The sequence below is a fragment of the Denitratisoma sp. genome, assembly GCA_032027165.1.
Taxonomy (GTDB): Bacteria; Pseudomonadota; Gammaproteobacteria; order Burkholderiales; family Rhodocyclaceae; genus Desulfobacillus.
In genome coordinates this window covers 97687-110814 of sequence record JAVSMO010000001.1, presented here as the reverse complement: position 1 = coordinate 110814, position 13128 = coordinate 97687, and the positions used below count along the sequence as shown (strand labels likewise).

Annotated in this window: 19 protein-coding genes; 16 read left to right on the top strand and 3 right to left on the bottom strand. The window is 67.8% G+C overall.

From position 1 onward, the window contains the following. Positions 1 to 7: 7 nt before the first annotated feature. The 3 genes from ROZ00_00605 to crcB are packed head-to-tail and all read right to left on the bottom strand — an operon-like array spanning position 8 to position 954. Complete coding sequence (locus ROZ00_00605; protein MDT3734707.1) at positions 8 to 307, bottom strand: type II toxin-antitoxin system RelE/ParE family toxin; 300 nt, start codon at positions 305 to 307, stop codon at positions 8 to 10. After that, a complete protein-coding gene (locus tag ROZ00_00600; protein MDT3734706.1) occupies positions 307 to 528 on the bottom strand; it encodes an addiction module protein in 222 nt (73 codons plus the stop codon). Before ROZ00_00600 ends, ROZ00_00605 begins: the two co-directional genes overlap by 1 nt. Before the next feature lie 42 nt (positions 529 to 570). After that, a complete protein-coding gene (gene crcB / locus ROZ00_00595) occupies positions 571 to 954 on the bottom strand; it encodes a fluoride efflux transporter CrcB (GenBank protein MDT3734705.1) in 384 nt (127 codons plus the stop codon). A gap of 153 nt (positions 955 to 1107) precedes the next feature. Between crcB and ROZ00_00590 the strand changes: the two genes are divergently transcribed. From ROZ00_00590 to ROZ00_00515, 16 genes are all read left to right on the top strand, one after another. Beyond that, complete coding sequence (locus ROZ00_00590) at positions 1108 to 1377, top strand: hypothetical protein (GenBank protein ID MDT3734704.1); 270 nt, start codon at positions 1108 to 1110, stop codon at positions 1375 to 1377. A 22-nt stretch (positions 1378 to 1399) separates the two neighbouring features. Next, a complete protein-coding gene (locus ROZ00_00585) occupies positions 1400 to 2251 on the top strand; it encodes a DUF692 domain-containing protein (protein MDT3734703.1) in 852 nt (283 codons plus the stop codon). Continuing rightward, positions 2248 to 2994: a putative DNA-binding domain-containing protein gene (locus ROZ00_00580; GenBank protein ID MDT3734702.1), complete on the top strand. Its 747-nt coding sequence runs from the start codon at positions 2248 to 2250 to the stop codon at positions 2992 to 2994. Before ROZ00_00585 ends, ROZ00_00580 begins: the two co-directional genes overlap by 4 nt. Further along, a complete protein-coding gene (locus ROZ00_00575; protein MDT3734701.1) occupies positions 2991 to 3521 on the top strand; it encodes a DoxX family protein in 531 nt (176 codons plus the stop codon). Before ROZ00_00580 ends, ROZ00_00575 begins: the two co-directional genes overlap by 4 nt. Continuing rightward, positions 3515 to 4021: a sigma-70 family RNA polymerase sigma factor gene (locus ROZ00_00570; protein ID MDT3734700.1), complete on the top strand. Its 507-nt coding sequence runs from the start codon at positions 3515 to 3517 to the stop codon at positions 4019 to 4021. The genes ROZ00_00575 and ROZ00_00570 overlap by 7 nt, the downstream gene beginning before the upstream one ends. Then, on the top strand, positions 4018 to 4710 hold the full coding sequence (locus ROZ00_00565; protein ID MDT3734699.1) for a DUF3379 family protein: 693 nt from the start codon (positions 4018 to 4020) through the stop codon (positions 4708 to 4710). The genes ROZ00_00570 and ROZ00_00565 overlap by 4 nt, the downstream gene beginning before the upstream one ends. A 1-nt stretch (position 4711) precedes the next feature. After that, on the top strand, positions 4712 to 5194 hold the full coding sequence (locus ROZ00_00560) for a hypothetical protein (GenBank protein ID MDT3734698.1): 483 nt from the start codon (positions 4712 to 4714) through the stop codon (positions 5192 to 5194). A 3-nt stretch (positions 5195 to 5197) separates the two neighbouring features. Then, positions 5198 to 5956, top strand: a complete 759-nt coding sequence (locus tag ROZ00_00555; GenBank protein MDT3734697.1) for a DUF1223 domain-containing protein — start codon at positions 5198 to 5200, stop codon at positions 5954 to 5956. 23 nt (positions 5957 to 5979) lie between these two features. Further along, on the top strand, positions 5980 to 6510 hold the full coding sequence (locus ROZ00_00550; GenBank protein ID MDT3734696.1) for a peroxiredoxin-like family protein: 531 nt from the start codon (positions 5980 to 5982) through the stop codon (positions 6508 to 6510). Positions 6511 to 6546: 36 nt separating this feature from the next. Continuing rightward, positions 6547 to 7035: a disulfide bond formation protein B gene (locus tag ROZ00_00545; GenBank protein MDT3734695.1), complete on the top strand. Its 489-nt coding sequence runs from the start codon at positions 6547 to 6549 to the stop codon at positions 7033 to 7035. A gap of 12 nt (positions 7036 to 7047) precedes the next feature. Further along, a complete protein-coding gene (locus ROZ00_00540) occupies positions 7048 to 8814 on the top strand; it encodes a glutamine--tRNA ligase/YqeY domain fusion protein (protein MDT3734694.1) in 1767 nt (588 codons plus the stop codon). A 258-nt stretch (positions 8815 to 9072) separates the two neighbouring features. Next, positions 9073 to 10266, top strand: coding sequence for a cyclopropane-fatty-acyl-phospholipid synthase family protein (locus ROZ00_00535; protein ID MDT3734693.1), 1194 nt, complete (start codon positions 9073 to 9075; stop codon positions 10264 to 10266). Between the two features lie 122 nt (positions 10267 to 10388). Then, entirely contained in the window at positions 10389 to 11060 is a 672-nt protein-coding gene (locus tag ROZ00_00530) for a hemolysin III family protein (protein ID MDT3734692.1), read from the top strand. Positions 11061 to 11284: 224 nt separating this feature from the next. Then, on the top strand, positions 11285 to 11590 hold the full coding sequence (locus ROZ00_00525; GenBank protein ID MDT3734691.1) for a BON domain-containing protein: 306 nt from the start codon (positions 11285 to 11287) through the stop codon (positions 11588 to 11590). A 108-nt stretch (positions 11591 to 11698) separates the two neighbouring features. Beyond that, positions 11699 to 12631 (top strand): hypothetical protein, encoded by a 933-nt coding sequence (locus tag ROZ00_00520; protein ID MDT3734690.1) that lies wholly within the window; start codon positions 11699 to 11701, stop codon positions 12629 to 12631. A gap of 68 nt (positions 12632 to 12699) precedes the next feature. Continuing rightward, a complete protein-coding gene (locus tag ROZ00_00515) occupies positions 12700 to 13122 on the top strand; it encodes a VOC family protein (protein ID MDT3734689.1) in 423 nt (140 codons plus the stop codon). Positions 13123 to 13128: the final 6 nt, after the last annotated feature.

The window sequence follows — 13128 nt, the reverse complement described above, 5'->3', positions numbered from 1 at the left end:
CGGCGGTTCAGGAACGGGACAGGCGTTCGGTAATGGAAGCCGGGTTCTGCCTGCAATCGAGCACGGCCACGACAGTGGCAATGTCGTCCCGCAATTCGTAGTAGATGGCAAACGGAAACCGCTTCGCGAGCATGCGACGGAGGCGGTCGCCGAACCTGGGATGTATGCCGGCGTACAAAGTCAACGCATCGATATCGGCAAACAGGCTATCGAGAAAATAATCGCCGATTCCAGCCTGTTGCCTCTCGTAGAACGCAAACCCTTCAAGCAGATCGGTTTCGGCGGAACGGGCGATCCTGACCTGCATCAACCGGCCTTGGCCTGGTTGCGAATACGATCCTTGGCTTCCTTCCAGTCCGAAACGGCATCCGCTCCGCTATCGAGACGTTGCATGCGCTCGCCCAGCACTTCACCATGCCAGGCTGGCGAATCCGGGCCGGCTTCCGAAGCGCATAGGGAATCCCAGATCGTTTCCATCAGTTTCAGTCGCTCGGCTATGGACAGCTCGGCGATCGCAGCAGCAGTCATTTGTCGCTCCTGTTCCCTTCGGCACAAATCAATACTAGCAGATCACTTGGCCAGCACAACGAAGGTGGCGATGCCGAGCGCCGTCATCGCCAGCGAGCCGACGAGATGCCCGCCCGCCGCCGCCAGCGCCCAGCCGTACTGCGCGCGCTCGATCAGCGCCACGACCTCGGCGGAGAAGGTGGAGAAGGTCGTCAGGCCGCCGAGGAAGCCGGTGATGAGGAACAGCTTCAGTTCCGGCGAGAGGCCGGCGTGGTGGTGGAACAGCGCCACGGCGAAGCCGACCAGGTAGCCGCCGACGAGGTTGGCCGCCAGGGTGCCGAGCGGCACGGTGGGAAACAGCGGGTTGAGGGCCACGCCGAGGCCCCAGCGCGCCCAGGCGCCAAATGCGGCACCGCTGCCGACGGCGAGAAAAGCTCCCAAGTTCATGTTTGTCATGGATTTTGGCCGGATTGTACCGCGCCGCGGCCCTCCGTCCGGAGAATAAATGCTTTAGGCCTGTAAGTTTTCCCGGGCCGGGCCGGTCTATTCCAGCGAGAGGCAAAAAACGCCGATCACCCCAACTTCAACAGGAGAAACCAAATGAGCAAACGCACGATGCTGATGTCCGCCGCCCTCGGCAGCGCCTTCGCCGCCACCGCCGCCCTCGCCCCGGTCGCCCACGCGGCCGGCAATCCCTTCGCCGCCAGCCAGCTGTCTTCCGGCTACCAGCTCGCCCAGGCCGACCAGAAGATGGATGACAAGAAAAAGGACGCCAACTGCGGCGCCGACAAGAAAGCCGCCGGCGACAAGAAGAAGGACGGGAAGTGCGGCGAAGCCAAGTGCGGCGCCGACAAGGACAAGAAGAAGTAATTCGTCCGATACCCCGGCCATCATGAAGTCCCGCGGGATTTCCGGCGCCGGCCTCGGCTTCAGGCGGGAACTCATCCCCGACCTGAAGGCCGGGGTGCCGTCGAACATCGATTTCTTCGAGATCGCCCCGGAGAACTGGCTCGGCCTGGGCGGCGCCTCGGCGAAGGACCTGCGCGCCTTCACCGAACGCCATGCCTTCGCCTGCCACGGCCTGTCGCTCTCGCTCGGCGGCCCGGCGCCGCTCGACGAGGCGCTGCTGCGGCGGATCAGGGCCTTCATGCGCGAGCACGGCATGACGCTCTATACGGAACACCTGTCCTGGTGCGGCGACGACGGCCAGCTCTACGACCTGCTGCCGATCCCCTTCACCGAAGACGCCGTGCGCTGGACGGCCGAACGGGTGCGCCGCGCGCAGGAGATCCTCGGCATGCGCATCGGCCTGGAAAACGCCTCCTACTACGTCGCCCCGCCCGGCGCCGAGATGAACGAGATCGAGTTCATCCGTTCCGTCATCGAGGAGGCCGACTGCCTGCTGCACCTCGACGTAAACAACATCTACGTCAACAGCCTCAACCACGGCTTCGACCCCGGCGCCTTCCTGCGCGAACTGCCGCTGGAACGCACCTGCTACATCCACGTCGCCGGCCACTACGTCGAGCCGGACGGCCTCGTCGTCGACACCCACGGCGCGCCGGTGATCGATCCGGTGTGGGCGCTGCTCGAGGAAGCCTACGCCCTCTGCGGCCCGCTGCCGACCTGCCTCGAGCGCGACTTCAACATTCCCGCCCTGGATGTGCTGGTGCAGGAAGTCGGCGTCATTGCGGACATCCGGCGCCGTGTCGCGGGGACTGACTTTTTGCAGGCCGCGTCATGAACGCCCCGCTGCCCGAATTCCAGCGCTTCCAGTTCGCCTTCGCCCTCCACGTGCGCGACCCGCGCGGCGCGCCGCGTCCCGCCGGCGTGCCGGCGCGGCGCATGGGCGTCTACAACGAGCTGCTCTACAACAACATCGAGAACAGCCTGAACGCCTGCTTCCCGGTGGCGCGCGCGCTGCTGGGCGCGCGCCGCTGGCCGCGCCTGGTGCGCGCCTTCTTTCGCGACTGGCGCTGCCGGACGCCGCATTACCGCGAGATCCCGCGCGAGTTCGTGCGCTACCTGACGGAAGCGGCGGACGGCCTGCCGCCCTGGCTGGCGGAACTCGCCCATTACGAGTGGGCCGAACTGGCGGTCGACATCATGGACGCGCCCGCCGCGCCGGCCTGCGACGCGGCAGGCGATCTGCTCGACGGCCGTCCGCTGCTGGCGCCGGCGCTGATGAATCTCGCCTATGCCTGGCCGGTGCACAAGGTCGGGCCGACGCATCGCCCGCGCAAGCCGGCGTCGACGCACCTGCTGGTATTCCGCCGCGCCGACGACACGGTCGGCTTCATGGAACTGAATCCCGTCTCGGCGCGCCTCGTCGCCCTGCTGCAGGAGGGCACGCCGACGGGCCGCGCAGCCGCCCTGCGCATCGCCGAAGAGCTCGCCCATCCCCATCCGGAAACCGTCGTCGCCGGCGCCGCCGCCGTCCTCGACGAACTGCGCGAAGCCGGCGCCATCCTCGGAGCACGCCCATGATCCAACTCGCCCAACGAATGCTCGCCCTCCTCGACGGCGCCGGCGCCTGGCTCGCCCCGCTCGGCCTGCGCCTGATCCTCGCCTGGGAATACTTCGAGGCCGGCCTGGAGAAGTTCCGCGGCGAAAACTGGTTCGGCGACATCCGGGAGCAGTTCCCCTTTCCCTTCAGCGTCGTGCCGCCGGAGATCAGCTGGCAGATGGCGACCTGGTTCGAGCTGGCCGGCGGCATCGCGCTGCTGATCGGCCTCGGCACGCGCTTCTTCTCGGCCTCGCTGTTCATCCTCACCGTCGTCGCCATCGCCGCGGTGCACTGGCCGGCCGAATGGCACACCCTGGCCGAGCTGGCGCAGGGCTATGCGCTGACCGACAAGGGCCAGGGCAACTACAAGTTGCCGCTGATCTTCCTCGTCATGCTGCTGCCGCTGGTGCTCACCGGGCCGGGCCGCCTGAGCCTCGACGCGTGGATCGCGCGCCGCGCGGCGATGACGGGAGGCGGAAACTTTGGCAAAGTAGTCGCACGATGCTGAATCCCTTCCGCAGTCGCCAGTTCGACCAGGCCGCGCGCGCCTACGGCGCCGACCTGTACCGCTACGCCTACTGGCTCGCCCGCGACCGCTTCGTCGCCGAGGAACTGGTGCAGGAAACCTTCGCGCGCGCATGGAAGAACTGGGACAGCCTGGAGGACCTCGCCGCGGCGAAGCCCTGGCTCATCACGATACTCAGGAACGAGCACGCCCGCCTCTACGAGCGCAAGCGCCTCGACATCGGCGACGACGATCCGCAGGACCTGGAGCTGCCCTCGCACGAACGGCCCGGTGCGCACCTCGAACTGGAACAGCTGGTGGAGGGGCTGCCGCCCGCCTACCGCGAGCCGCTGGTGCTGCAGGTGCTGGGCGGCTACGAATGCAAGGAGATCGCCGAGATGCTCGGCACCACCGAGGGGGCCGTCATGACCCGCCTCACCCGCGCGCGGCAGGCGCTGCGCGCCCATCTCGAAACAAGCGACCGTGCAAGGAGGTCGATATGAACTGCCTCGAATTCCGCCGCGACAAGCTCGCCGACCCGCGCCACCTTCCGCCCGAGGCCCTGGCGCACCTGAACGACTGCGCCGCCTGCCGTGGCTTCGCCACGGAGGTGGACGAAAACGAAATGCGCCTGGCCGCCGTTCTCGACGTGCCGGTGCCCGAAGGCCTGGCCGAGCGGATCGTCCTGCGCCGCAAGACCGGTTTCCGCCTATCGCCGCGCCTCGGCATGCTCGCCGCCTCGCTGGCGCTGACTTTCGCCTTCGGCCTGCACCAATGGAAGGACTTCGGCTCGCAGGACTACGCACGGCTGGCCATCGAACACGTCATGCACGAGCCGGAATCCTTCACCACCGCGCGAAGCGCCGACCCGGAGCTCTTTCGCCGCGTCATGCACACCTTCGGCGGCGAGATGCAGGCTTCCCTCGGCAAGGTGCGCTACATGAAGCTCTGCCCGGTGCCGGAGGGCACCGGCTGGCACATCGTCTTCGAAACCGAGGACGGCAAGCTCGCCACGCTGATCCTCATCCCGGCCAAGCGCATGAAGACCGAGTCGGAGCAGGCGCAGGTCGGCGGCTGGAACGCCGTGGCGCGGCCCGGCGGCCAGGGCTTCTACGCCGTCATCGCCGACTCGCCCGACACCCTGGGCAGGGTAGACGAACTGGTGCGCCAGCGCGTGCGCTGGAGGGGGTGAGATGCACCTCGCCCGATTCGCCTGCGCCGCCGCGCTGTCCCTTGCCGCCGCATCGGCCCAGGCCACGGGCGGCGACGTGCCTCCTGCCGAGTCCCAGGCCCTCAACCGCTTCCTCCAGTCCGGCGGCTACAAGCGCTGGCCGCACGAGTCGGCGCCGCATCCCTCGCGCGGCCCCCATCCAGTCACGGTCCAGACCTACCTCAACCCCGCCATGCAGGCCTCGCTCGCCGCCGGCAACAAGGATCACCCGGCCGGCAGCGCCATCGTCAAGGAGCTCTTCGACGACAAGGGAGCGATCCGGGGCTGGGCGGTCTCGGTGAAGACCGGGGCGAAGAGCCGCCTCGGCAAGGGCTGGTACTGGTACGAGGTGCTCTCTCCCGCAGCGGACGCCAAGCCCGACTATGCCGGCCAGGGCCTGCTGCTCTGCTCGGCCTGCCACGCCACGGGAAAAGACTACGTCCTGTCGGACTTCCCATTGAAGTAGCCCATGGGAAAACTCCTTGCCCTGTGCGCCGGACTGGTCGCCGGCCTGCCTCTCCAGGCGGCCGCCGCCTGCAGTGCCGGCTCGGGCCCCACCCTGAATCCGCTGATCGAGTTGTACACCTCGGAGGGCTGCAGCAGCTGCCCGCCCGCCGACCGATGGCTCGCGGACCTCAAGGCAGGCCCGGCGGTGCCGCTGGCCCTGCATGTGGACTACTGGGACTACATCGGCTGGCGCGACCGCTTCGCCGATGCGCGCTTCTCCGCGCGCCAGCGCGAGGTGGCGCGCCGCACCGGCGGCCGCGTCATCTACACGCCGCAGGTGGTGCTCGATGGCCGCGACTTCCGTGCCTGGTCCCGGCCGGCCGCCGTCATGCAGGGGATCGGGCAGGCCGCCGCGAAACCGGCACGGGCAAGGATTTCGCTCTCGGCCGAGGAGAAGTCGGCCGGAAACTGGTCGCTGCGCCTGGAAGGCGGGGCCGTGCCGCGCCAGGGCCGTGCCGCGGCCTATCTCGCCGTCTTCGAGAACGGCCTGGAAACCGAGGTGCACGCCGGCGAAAACGCGGGCGCCCGGCTGCGTCACGATAAAGTGGTGCGCGAATGGTTCGGGCCGATTGCCGTCGCTGCCGACGGCCATGTCGTTTTCTCGCGCGAGCTGAAGCGCGCCGACATCGATTACAGGAAGGCCGGTCTGGCCGCCTTCATCGAGGACCCCGACACGGGCGAGGTCCTGCAGGCCCTGGCGCTGCCCCTCTGTCCAGGCTGATCCCACCGACCGGAGAAACCCCGATGCCCCGACTCATGCCACGACAACCCGTTCCCGCGCTCCGCGTGCCCACCGTCGGCGGCGGCGACTGGGCTCTTGAGGCGCAGCGGCCCGAGCGCTTCACGCTGATCGTCTTCTACCGGGGACTGCATTGTCCGATCTGCCGGACCTACCTGGGAGAACTGGACAAGCTGACGGGGGAATTCGCCTCGCGCGGCGTGTCGATCCTCGCCGTCAGCAGCGACGGCGCCGAACGCGCCGCCGCGGCCCGCGAGCAATGGGGCCTGGGCAACCTGACGGTCGGCCACGGCCTCGGGCTCGACACCGCCCGCGCCTGGGGACTGTATGTCTCTTCCAGCCGCGGCAAGACTTCCATCGGCATCGAGGAACCGGCGCTGTTCAGCGAACCGGGCATCTTCCTCGTGCGGCCCGACGGCACGCTTTACTGGGGCAATGTCTCGACCATGCCGTTTGCCCGTCCGCATTTCCGGGAAATCCTCGGCGCGCTCGACTTCGTCGTCAAGAACGACTACCCGGCTCGCGGCGAAGCCTAGGGCCTGCCGGTTGGCCGCCGAGGCATAATGGCGGCCATGAAGGCACACCACGTCCATCTCGCCGCCGGCCTCGGCTGCCTCGCCCTGGTCGGCTTCGCCGTGTACTACCTGCAGGGCGCGATCGGCCTGCTGCCCTGCCCGCTCTGCGTCATGCAGCGCATCGCCTACATCCTGTTCGGCGTCACCGCCCTCGTCGCGGCGGTCCATCGCCCTGCCGGCGCGGGGCGCTGGCTCTACGCGGGCCTGCTCGACTTGTGGGCGACGCTCGGCGCGGCGGTCGCCGCCTGGCAGGTCTACCTCACCTACAACCCGCAGGCCGCCGAGTGCGGCATCAGCCCGGAAGAGAAATTCCTCAACGGCCTGCCGCTGGCGAAATGGTGGCCGGCGATGTTCGAGGCCAACGGCGACTGCACGAAAGTCGACTGGACCTTCCTCGGTCTGTCGGTGCCGGAGCTGTCGCTGATCGCCTTCGTCCTGCTCTCCGGCCTCGCCATCGTCGCCGCGCTTCGCCCTGCCTCGCGGTAAAATATCCGCATCATGAGCAACGACAAGAACGCGCCCGCCGCGGCGCCGGTCTCGAATTTCATCCGCCAGATCATCGAAGCCGACCTCGCCGCCGGCAAGCACGCCGGCGTCACCTGGGCCGGCCGGCCCGGCCCGGCCGCCGTCCACGCCGGCGCGCCCGTGGACACCGCGAAGATCCGCACGCGCTTCCCGCCCGAGCCGAACGGCTACCTGCACATCGGCCACGCCAAGTCGATCTGCCTCAACTTCGGCCTGGCGCGCGACTATGCCGGCGCCTGCCACCTGCGCTTCGACGACACCAACCCGGAGAAGGAGGAGCAGGAGTACGTCGATTCGATCATCGACGCCGTGCGCTGGCTCGGCTTCGACTGGGGGAATAACGAATACTTCGCCTCGGACTACTTCGACTTCATGTACGCGGCGGCGCAGTATCTGATCCGCAGCGGCCACGCCTACGTCGACTCGCAGAGCGCCGAGGAGATGCGCGCGAACCGCGGCACGCTCACCGAGCCGGGCAGGAACAGCCCCTACCGCGACCGCAGCGTCGAGGAGAACCTCGACCTCTTCCGCCGCATGGAGGCCGGCGAGTTCGCCGACGGCGCCCACGTGCTGCGGGCGAAGATCGACATGGCCTCGGGCAACATCAACCTGCGCGACCCGGCCATCTACCGCATCCGCAAGGCCACGCACCACCGCGCCGGCGACAAGTGGAACGTGTACCCGATGTACACCTTCGCCCACCCGATCGAGGATGCGCTGGAGCGCATCACGCATTCGATCTGCACCCTCGAGTTCGAGGCGCAGCGGCCCTTCTACGACTGGCTGCTGGCGCGCCTCGCCGAGGGCGGCCTGCTGGCGGAGCCGCTGCCGCAGCAGATCGAGTTCGCCCGCCTCAACCTCAGCTACGTCGTCCTGTCGAAGCGCAGGCTGATCCAGCTGGTGCTGGACAAGCACGTCGATGGCTGGGACGACCCGCGCCTGCCGACGCTGGCCGGCGCGCGCCGGCGCGGCTACACGCCGGAGGGTTTCCGTGCCTTTGCCGAACGCATCGGCGTCGCCAAGGCCGACTCGTGGATCGACTACGGCGTGCTGGAAGAATGCATGCGCGACGACCTCAACGCGCGCGCCCTGCGCCGCGTCGCCGTGCTCGATCCGCTCAAGCTCGTCATCGACAACTATCCGGCGGGGCAGTCCGAGGAGTGCCTCGCGCCCAACCACCCGCAGCAGCCGGAACTCGGCAAGCGCGCCATGCCCTTCTCGCGCGAACTGTGGATCGAACGCGAGGACTTCACCGAAAACCCGCCGAAGGGCTACTTCCGCCTCTTCCCCGGCAACAGCGTGCGCCTGCGCTACGGCTACGTCGTCAAGTGCACCGGCTGCGAGAAGGACGCCGCCGGCAACATCGTCGCCGTGCATTGCGAATACCTGCCGGACTCGAAGAGCGGCACGCCGGGCGCCGACGCCTACAAGGTGAAGGGCAACCTCCACTGGGTCAGCGCGGCGCACGCCTACGCGTGCGAGGTGCGCCTCTACGACCGCCTGTTCCGCGTGCCGAACCCCGGCGCCGGCGAGCGCGACTGGCTCGACGACCTCAATCCGGATTCGAAACACGTCATCCACGCCTGCCTTGAACCCGCGCTGAAGGACGCCAGGCCGGAAGAGCGCTTCCAGTTCGAGCGCCACGGCTATTTCGTCGCCGACCGCACAGACTCGATGCCGGGCGCACCCGTATTCAACCGCACGGTGACGCTGAAGGATTCCTGGGCGAAGGGCGGCTAGGTTTTCCGCCTCGCCCCCACCGCGCCCGGCGCCAGGCCGGTGCGGAAGCGGCCCCCGCACAAGCCGAGGGGAAAAGTCAGCCCGCGCGGCACGGCGCAATGGCCGCTTGATCCGGCCGTTTCCTAGTCTATATTGTCATAAAAGGCCTGCCTGACCGGCCGGCCGACATTCCAAACGAATCGTCCTCCTCTTCCTTCGGCGTCTCCTGCCGGGGGTGATTGTTTTGCCGACCTTGCCTGCTGACCCAATGGGGGCCTCATGTTCTGGCAAAGACGCTTCGACGACTTCATCGCGCGCATGGGCGGCCACGACGTGCCGCTGCGGCTGCGGCTGTGGAACGGCCGCGAGGCCGCCCTCGGCCCCTCGCCCCGCGTCACCTTCGAGATCAAGTCGATTTCCGCCCTGCGCCGCCTGCTGCGCCCTTCGCTGGCCTCGCTCGGCCAGGCCTATGTCGACGGCCTGATCGACATCGAGGGCACCATCGACGACGTCATCGCCGTCGCCGCCCGGCTCTCCGCCCATGCCGGGCGCCAGGTGCGCCACGCCGCGCGCATGATGCGCCACACGCGGCGCGTCGACGCCGAGGCGATCGCCTACCACTACGACGTCTCGAACGACTTCTACCGCCTCTGGCTGGACGAGGAGATGGTGTATTCCTGCGCCTATTTCCGCAGCCCGGACGACGGCCTGGAACAGGCCCAGCTCGCCAAGATCGACCATATCCTGACGAAGCTCCGCCTCGCGCCCGGCCAGCGCCTGCTCGACATCGGTTGCGGCTGGGGGGCGCTGGCGCTGCGCGCGGCGCGGCAATACGGCGCCAGCGTCGTCGGCATCACGCTGTCCCGGAACCAGCGCGACCTGGCGCGCGCGCGCGTGGCGGAAGCGGGGCTGGCGGACAGGGTGGACATCCGCCTGCAGGACTACCGCGATGTGAATGAAGCATTCGACCGCATCGTCAGCGTCGGCATGCTCGAGCACGTCGGCCTGAAGAACCTGCGCGGCTACTTCGCCGTCATCCGCAAGCTGCTCGCCGACGGCGGCGTCTGCCTGAACCACGGCATCACGTCCACCGACCCGGACTCGGCCGAGGCGCCCTTCGGCGGCGGCGACTTCATCGAACGCTACGTCTTCCCGCACGGCGAACTGCCGCACATCGGATTCCTGCTGAAGGAGATGGCCGCCGCCGGGCTGGAGGCGACCGACGTGGAGAACCTGCGCCGCCACTACGCCCTCACCGCCCGCCACTGGAGCCGGCGATTCGAGCGCAACGGCGCGCAGCTCCGGGCGCTGGTGGGCGAGAAGCGCTACCGCATCTGGCGCACCTACCTCGCCGGCTGCGCCTACGGCTTCGAGCAGGACTGGATCGCCCTGCACCAGGTGCTCGCCGTCAAGGCCGGCGGCCCGGGAGCGAACCCGCTGCCGCTGACGCGCGATTACATGTATGCCGGCTGAAGCCAAAAGTCAGTCCCCGCGGCACGGCGGCCCGCCAAGATTGGGGGGCTGCCACTAATCATGAGCAGGCAATCGGACTATACTTTCTCACCTTTTGAACTGCCCGCCCAAAAGACTCCCGCATGACCGCCTTGCCCGCCCTGCCCCGCTACTCCCTGCACGAGGAAATCGCCAGCAGCGTCACGCATGGGATCGGCGTCGTGCTGGCCATCGCCGGACTGGCGGTGCTGGCCGCCTTCGCCGCGCGCCACGGCGATGCCTGGCATGTGGTGAGCAGCAGCATCTTCGGCGCCACCCTGGTCCTCTGCTTCACCGCCTCCACCCTCTACCACAGCGTGCAGGCCGAGCGCATCAAGCAAACCCTGCGCGCCCTCGACCACTCCGCCATCTTTCTCCTCATCGCCGGCACCTACACGCCCTTCATGCTGGTGAACCTGCGCGGGCCGTGGGGCTGGTCGCTGTTCGCCGTGATCTGGGCGCTGGCCATCGCCGGCATTGCCCTGCGCCTGCTGCTGAAGGGCCGGCTGCACGGGCTGGTGGTGGCGCTCTACCTCGCCATGGGCTGGGCGGCGGTGGTGGCGATCCAGCCGATGCTCGAGCGCGTCGGTACCGGCGGTCTGGTCCTGCTTGCCGCCGGCGGCCTTGCCTACACGGCCGGCGTGATCTTCTACAAGTGGCGACGCCTGCCCTACAACCATGCCATCTGGCACGGTTTCGTGCTGGCCGGCGCCGCCCTGCATTTCTTCGCCGTGCTGTTCTACGTGATTCCCTGGCCGGGTGCGGCCGCCGCCTGATCCGCCCCCTGTCGTTTTCTCGCGACATCCCGCATCCGCCGCAAAACAACGACATAAAAACCCTGCTGGCGGGAACGTGTCCCTCCTGCCCGACAAAGCCGGCCTGGCGCGACTGCACGCCACGTTCGCTACCTTGCTGATTCCAAATGTCTCTCCATGAAATGGCATGGATGCTGCATGCCCTGAGGGTCCATAAACAGCAAACGGAGTGTCCATTGAAATCGATGCGAATGATCCGCAGGCAGTTCCTCATGGTTTCGTCCGCCATGCTCCTCGGCGCTTGTGCCGGCACGACGACGCGCGAGAGCACCGGCGAATACATCGACGACACGGCCATCACCGGCAAGATCAAGACTGCACTGCTGCAGGACAAGCAGGTCAGCGGACTGAACATCAACGTGGAAACCTTCAAGGGCAAGGTGCAGCTCAGCGGCTTCGCCGGCACCGCGGAAGAAAGGGCGCGGGCGGTGAAGATCGCTGCCGACGTCCCCGGCGTGAAGAGCGTCACCAACGACATCCGCCTGAAATAGCACGACCCGCCCCCCCGGCGACGGGAGGGGGCGCATTCCCGCATACCCCGTCCGGCCGGGCACCGCGCCCCGGGCCGGCTCCCGCATCCTTTCTTCAGGGAGGAATCCGTGTTTCCGAAACTGCCCTCCGATCACCTGTGGGTCGGCCTGCGCCATGTCATCGCGCATGCCGCCATCACCCTGCTCGCCGTCGGGATCGCCTTCGCGCTGCCCGACATCGCGCGCTACATCCTCTATTCGTGGTGGCCGATGGTCCAGGACGATTCCCAGATGCTGCTGCTCACCGAGATCGGCTTTGCCGGCCTGCTGGTGCTGCTGTTCAACCTGGCCAAGCTGACCTTGCACTACCGCAGCCGGGCGCACATGAGCACGATCGCCTCGCTGGTGCATGTGCGCGAAGCCAGCGACTGGCTGTCGCGGCTGCTGGGAAGGGACCTGATCCGCGCCGTGCCCTGGAAACGCGACGTCGCGATCCTGTCCATCACGGGCTATGGAACGTTCGCGGCAGACGACGCTCCCCTGAACCGTGCGCTGGGGGAGTGCTACGAGATCCGCGTCATGCTCATGAATCCTTACAGCGCGGCCGCGGCCGGCTATGTCAGCGCGCATGCCGACCCGGCCGGCACCCTCGCGCGGTTTCGCCGCGAGCTGGAAGCCAGCATCGCCTGCCTCAAGCGCCTGCGGGCGGAAGGGAAGAAGGTCGACCTGAAGCTCCACGACGACTCCCCCTTCTGGAAGCTGGTCTTCACCGGAGAGCATGCCTGGGTCCGCTGCTGCCACGACGGGCGCAGCTTCGAGCAGAACCCGGAATACGTCTTCGAGCTGCAGGCCGGCAGGCCGAATCGCGGATTCTTCCCGGCCTTCTACACCTATTTCCTGAACCAGTGGAACGACCCGCAGAACCCGGAATACAACCTCGACACCGACGAACTGATCATCCGCGGCAGCGATGGCCGGGAGATCCATCGCGAGCCATATCCGCCGCGGCAGGCTGCCATGGAAGACGGGGATCCGATTCCGTGGCCGGTGGCAACGGCTTAGGGTCTATGGCACACTAGCCGGCCCGTCCCGCCACAGAGCGGGAGGGCAGACACCCTGAGGAGAATCGCATGGCAACCCTGCCCCCGTTTCACCTTGCCTTCCCCGTCACCGACCTTGCCCGCGCGCGCGAGTTCTACGGCAAGTTCCTCGGCTGCCCGGAAGGGCGCAGTTCCGACGAATGGGTGGACTTCAACTTCCGCGGCCACCAGATCGTCGCCCACCTGGTCAAGCGCATGGCCTCCGACGACCCGACCAACTCGGTCGACGGCAAGCAGGTGCCGGTGCGCCACTTCGGGCTGGTGCTGCCGATGGACGAATGGCAACGGCTGGCCGAGCGCTTCCGCGCCGCCGGCATGGAATTCGTCATCGAACCCTACGTGCGCTTCAGGGGCCAGCCGGGCGAGCAGGCGACGATGTTCCTGATGGACCCCTTCGGCAACGCCCTGGAGTTCAAGGCCTTCAGCGATCCGGCCCGGCTGTTCGCAAAATGAAAGGTT

What these genes read in the sequence shown, in the direction of transcription:
- ROZ00_00605 (MDT3734707.1), bottom strand. Translation starts at nt 307, where the DNA reads ATGCAGGTCAGGATCGCCCGTTCCGCCGAAACCGATCTGCTTGAAGGG.
- ROZ00_00600 (MDT3734706.1), bottom strand. Translation starts at nt 528, where the DNA reads ATGACTGCTGCTGCGATCGCCGAGCTGTCCATAGCCGAGCGACTGAAA.
- crcB (MDT3734705.1), bottom strand. Translation starts at nt 954, where the DNA reads ATGAACTTGGGAGCTTTTCTCGCCGTCGGCAGCGGTGCCGCATTTGGC.
- ROZ00_00590 (MDT3734704.1), top strand. Translation starts at nt 1,108, where the DNA reads ATGAGCAAACGCACGATGCTGATGTCCGCCGCCCTCGGCAGCGCCTTC.
- ROZ00_00585 (MDT3734703.1), top strand. Translation starts at nt 1,400, where the DNA reads ATGAAGTCCCGCGGGATTTCCGGCGCCGGCCTCGGCTTCAGGCGGGAA.
- ROZ00_00580 (MDT3734702.1), top strand. Translation starts at nt 2,248, where the DNA reads ATGAACGCCCCGCTGCCCGAATTCCAGCGCTTCCAGTTCGCCTTCGCC.
- ROZ00_00575 (MDT3734701.1), top strand. Translation starts at nt 2,991, where the DNA reads ATGATCCAACTCGCCCAACGAATGCTCGCCCTCCTCGACGGCGCCGGC.
- ROZ00_00570 (MDT3734700.1), top strand. Translation starts at nt 3,515, where the DNA reads ATGCTGAATCCCTTCCGCAGTCGCCAGTTCGACCAGGCCGCGCGCGCC.
- ROZ00_00565 (MDT3734699.1), top strand. Translation starts at nt 4,018, where the DNA reads ATGAACTGCCTCGAATTCCGCCGCGACAAGCTCGCCGACCCGCGCCAC.
- ROZ00_00560 (MDT3734698.1), top strand. Translation starts at nt 4,712, where the DNA reads ATGCACCTCGCCCGATTCGCCTGCGCCGCCGCGCTGTCCCTTGCCGCC.
- ROZ00_00555 (MDT3734697.1), top strand. Translation starts at nt 5,198, where the DNA reads ATGGGAAAACTCCTTGCCCTGTGCGCCGGACTGGTCGCCGGCCTGCCT.
- ROZ00_00550 (MDT3734696.1), top strand. Translation starts at nt 5,980, where the DNA reads ATGCCCCGACTCATGCCACGACAACCCGTTCCCGCGCTCCGCGTGCCC.
- ROZ00_00545 (MDT3734695.1), top strand. Translation starts at nt 6,547, where the DNA reads ATGAAGGCACACCACGTCCATCTCGCCGCCGGCCTCGGCTGCCTCGCC.
- ROZ00_00540 (MDT3734694.1), top strand. Translation starts at nt 7,048, where the DNA reads ATGAGCAACGACAAGAACGCGCCCGCCGCGGCGCCGGTCTCGAATTTC.
- ROZ00_00535 (MDT3734693.1), top strand. Translation starts at nt 9,073, where the DNA reads ATGTTCTGGCAAAGACGCTTCGACGACTTCATCGCGCGCATGGGCGGC.
- ROZ00_00530 (MDT3734692.1), top strand. Translation starts at nt 10,389, where the DNA reads ATGACCGCCTTGCCCGCCCTGCCCCGCTACTCCCTGCACGAGGAAATC.
- ROZ00_00525 (MDT3734691.1), top strand. Translation starts at nt 11,285, where the DNA reads ATGCGAATGATCCGCAGGCAGTTCCTCATGGTTTCGTCCGCCATGCTC.
- ROZ00_00515 (MDT3734689.1), top strand. Translation starts at nt 12,700, where the DNA reads ATGGCAACCCTGCCCCCGTTTCACCTTGCCTTCCCCGTCACCGACCTT.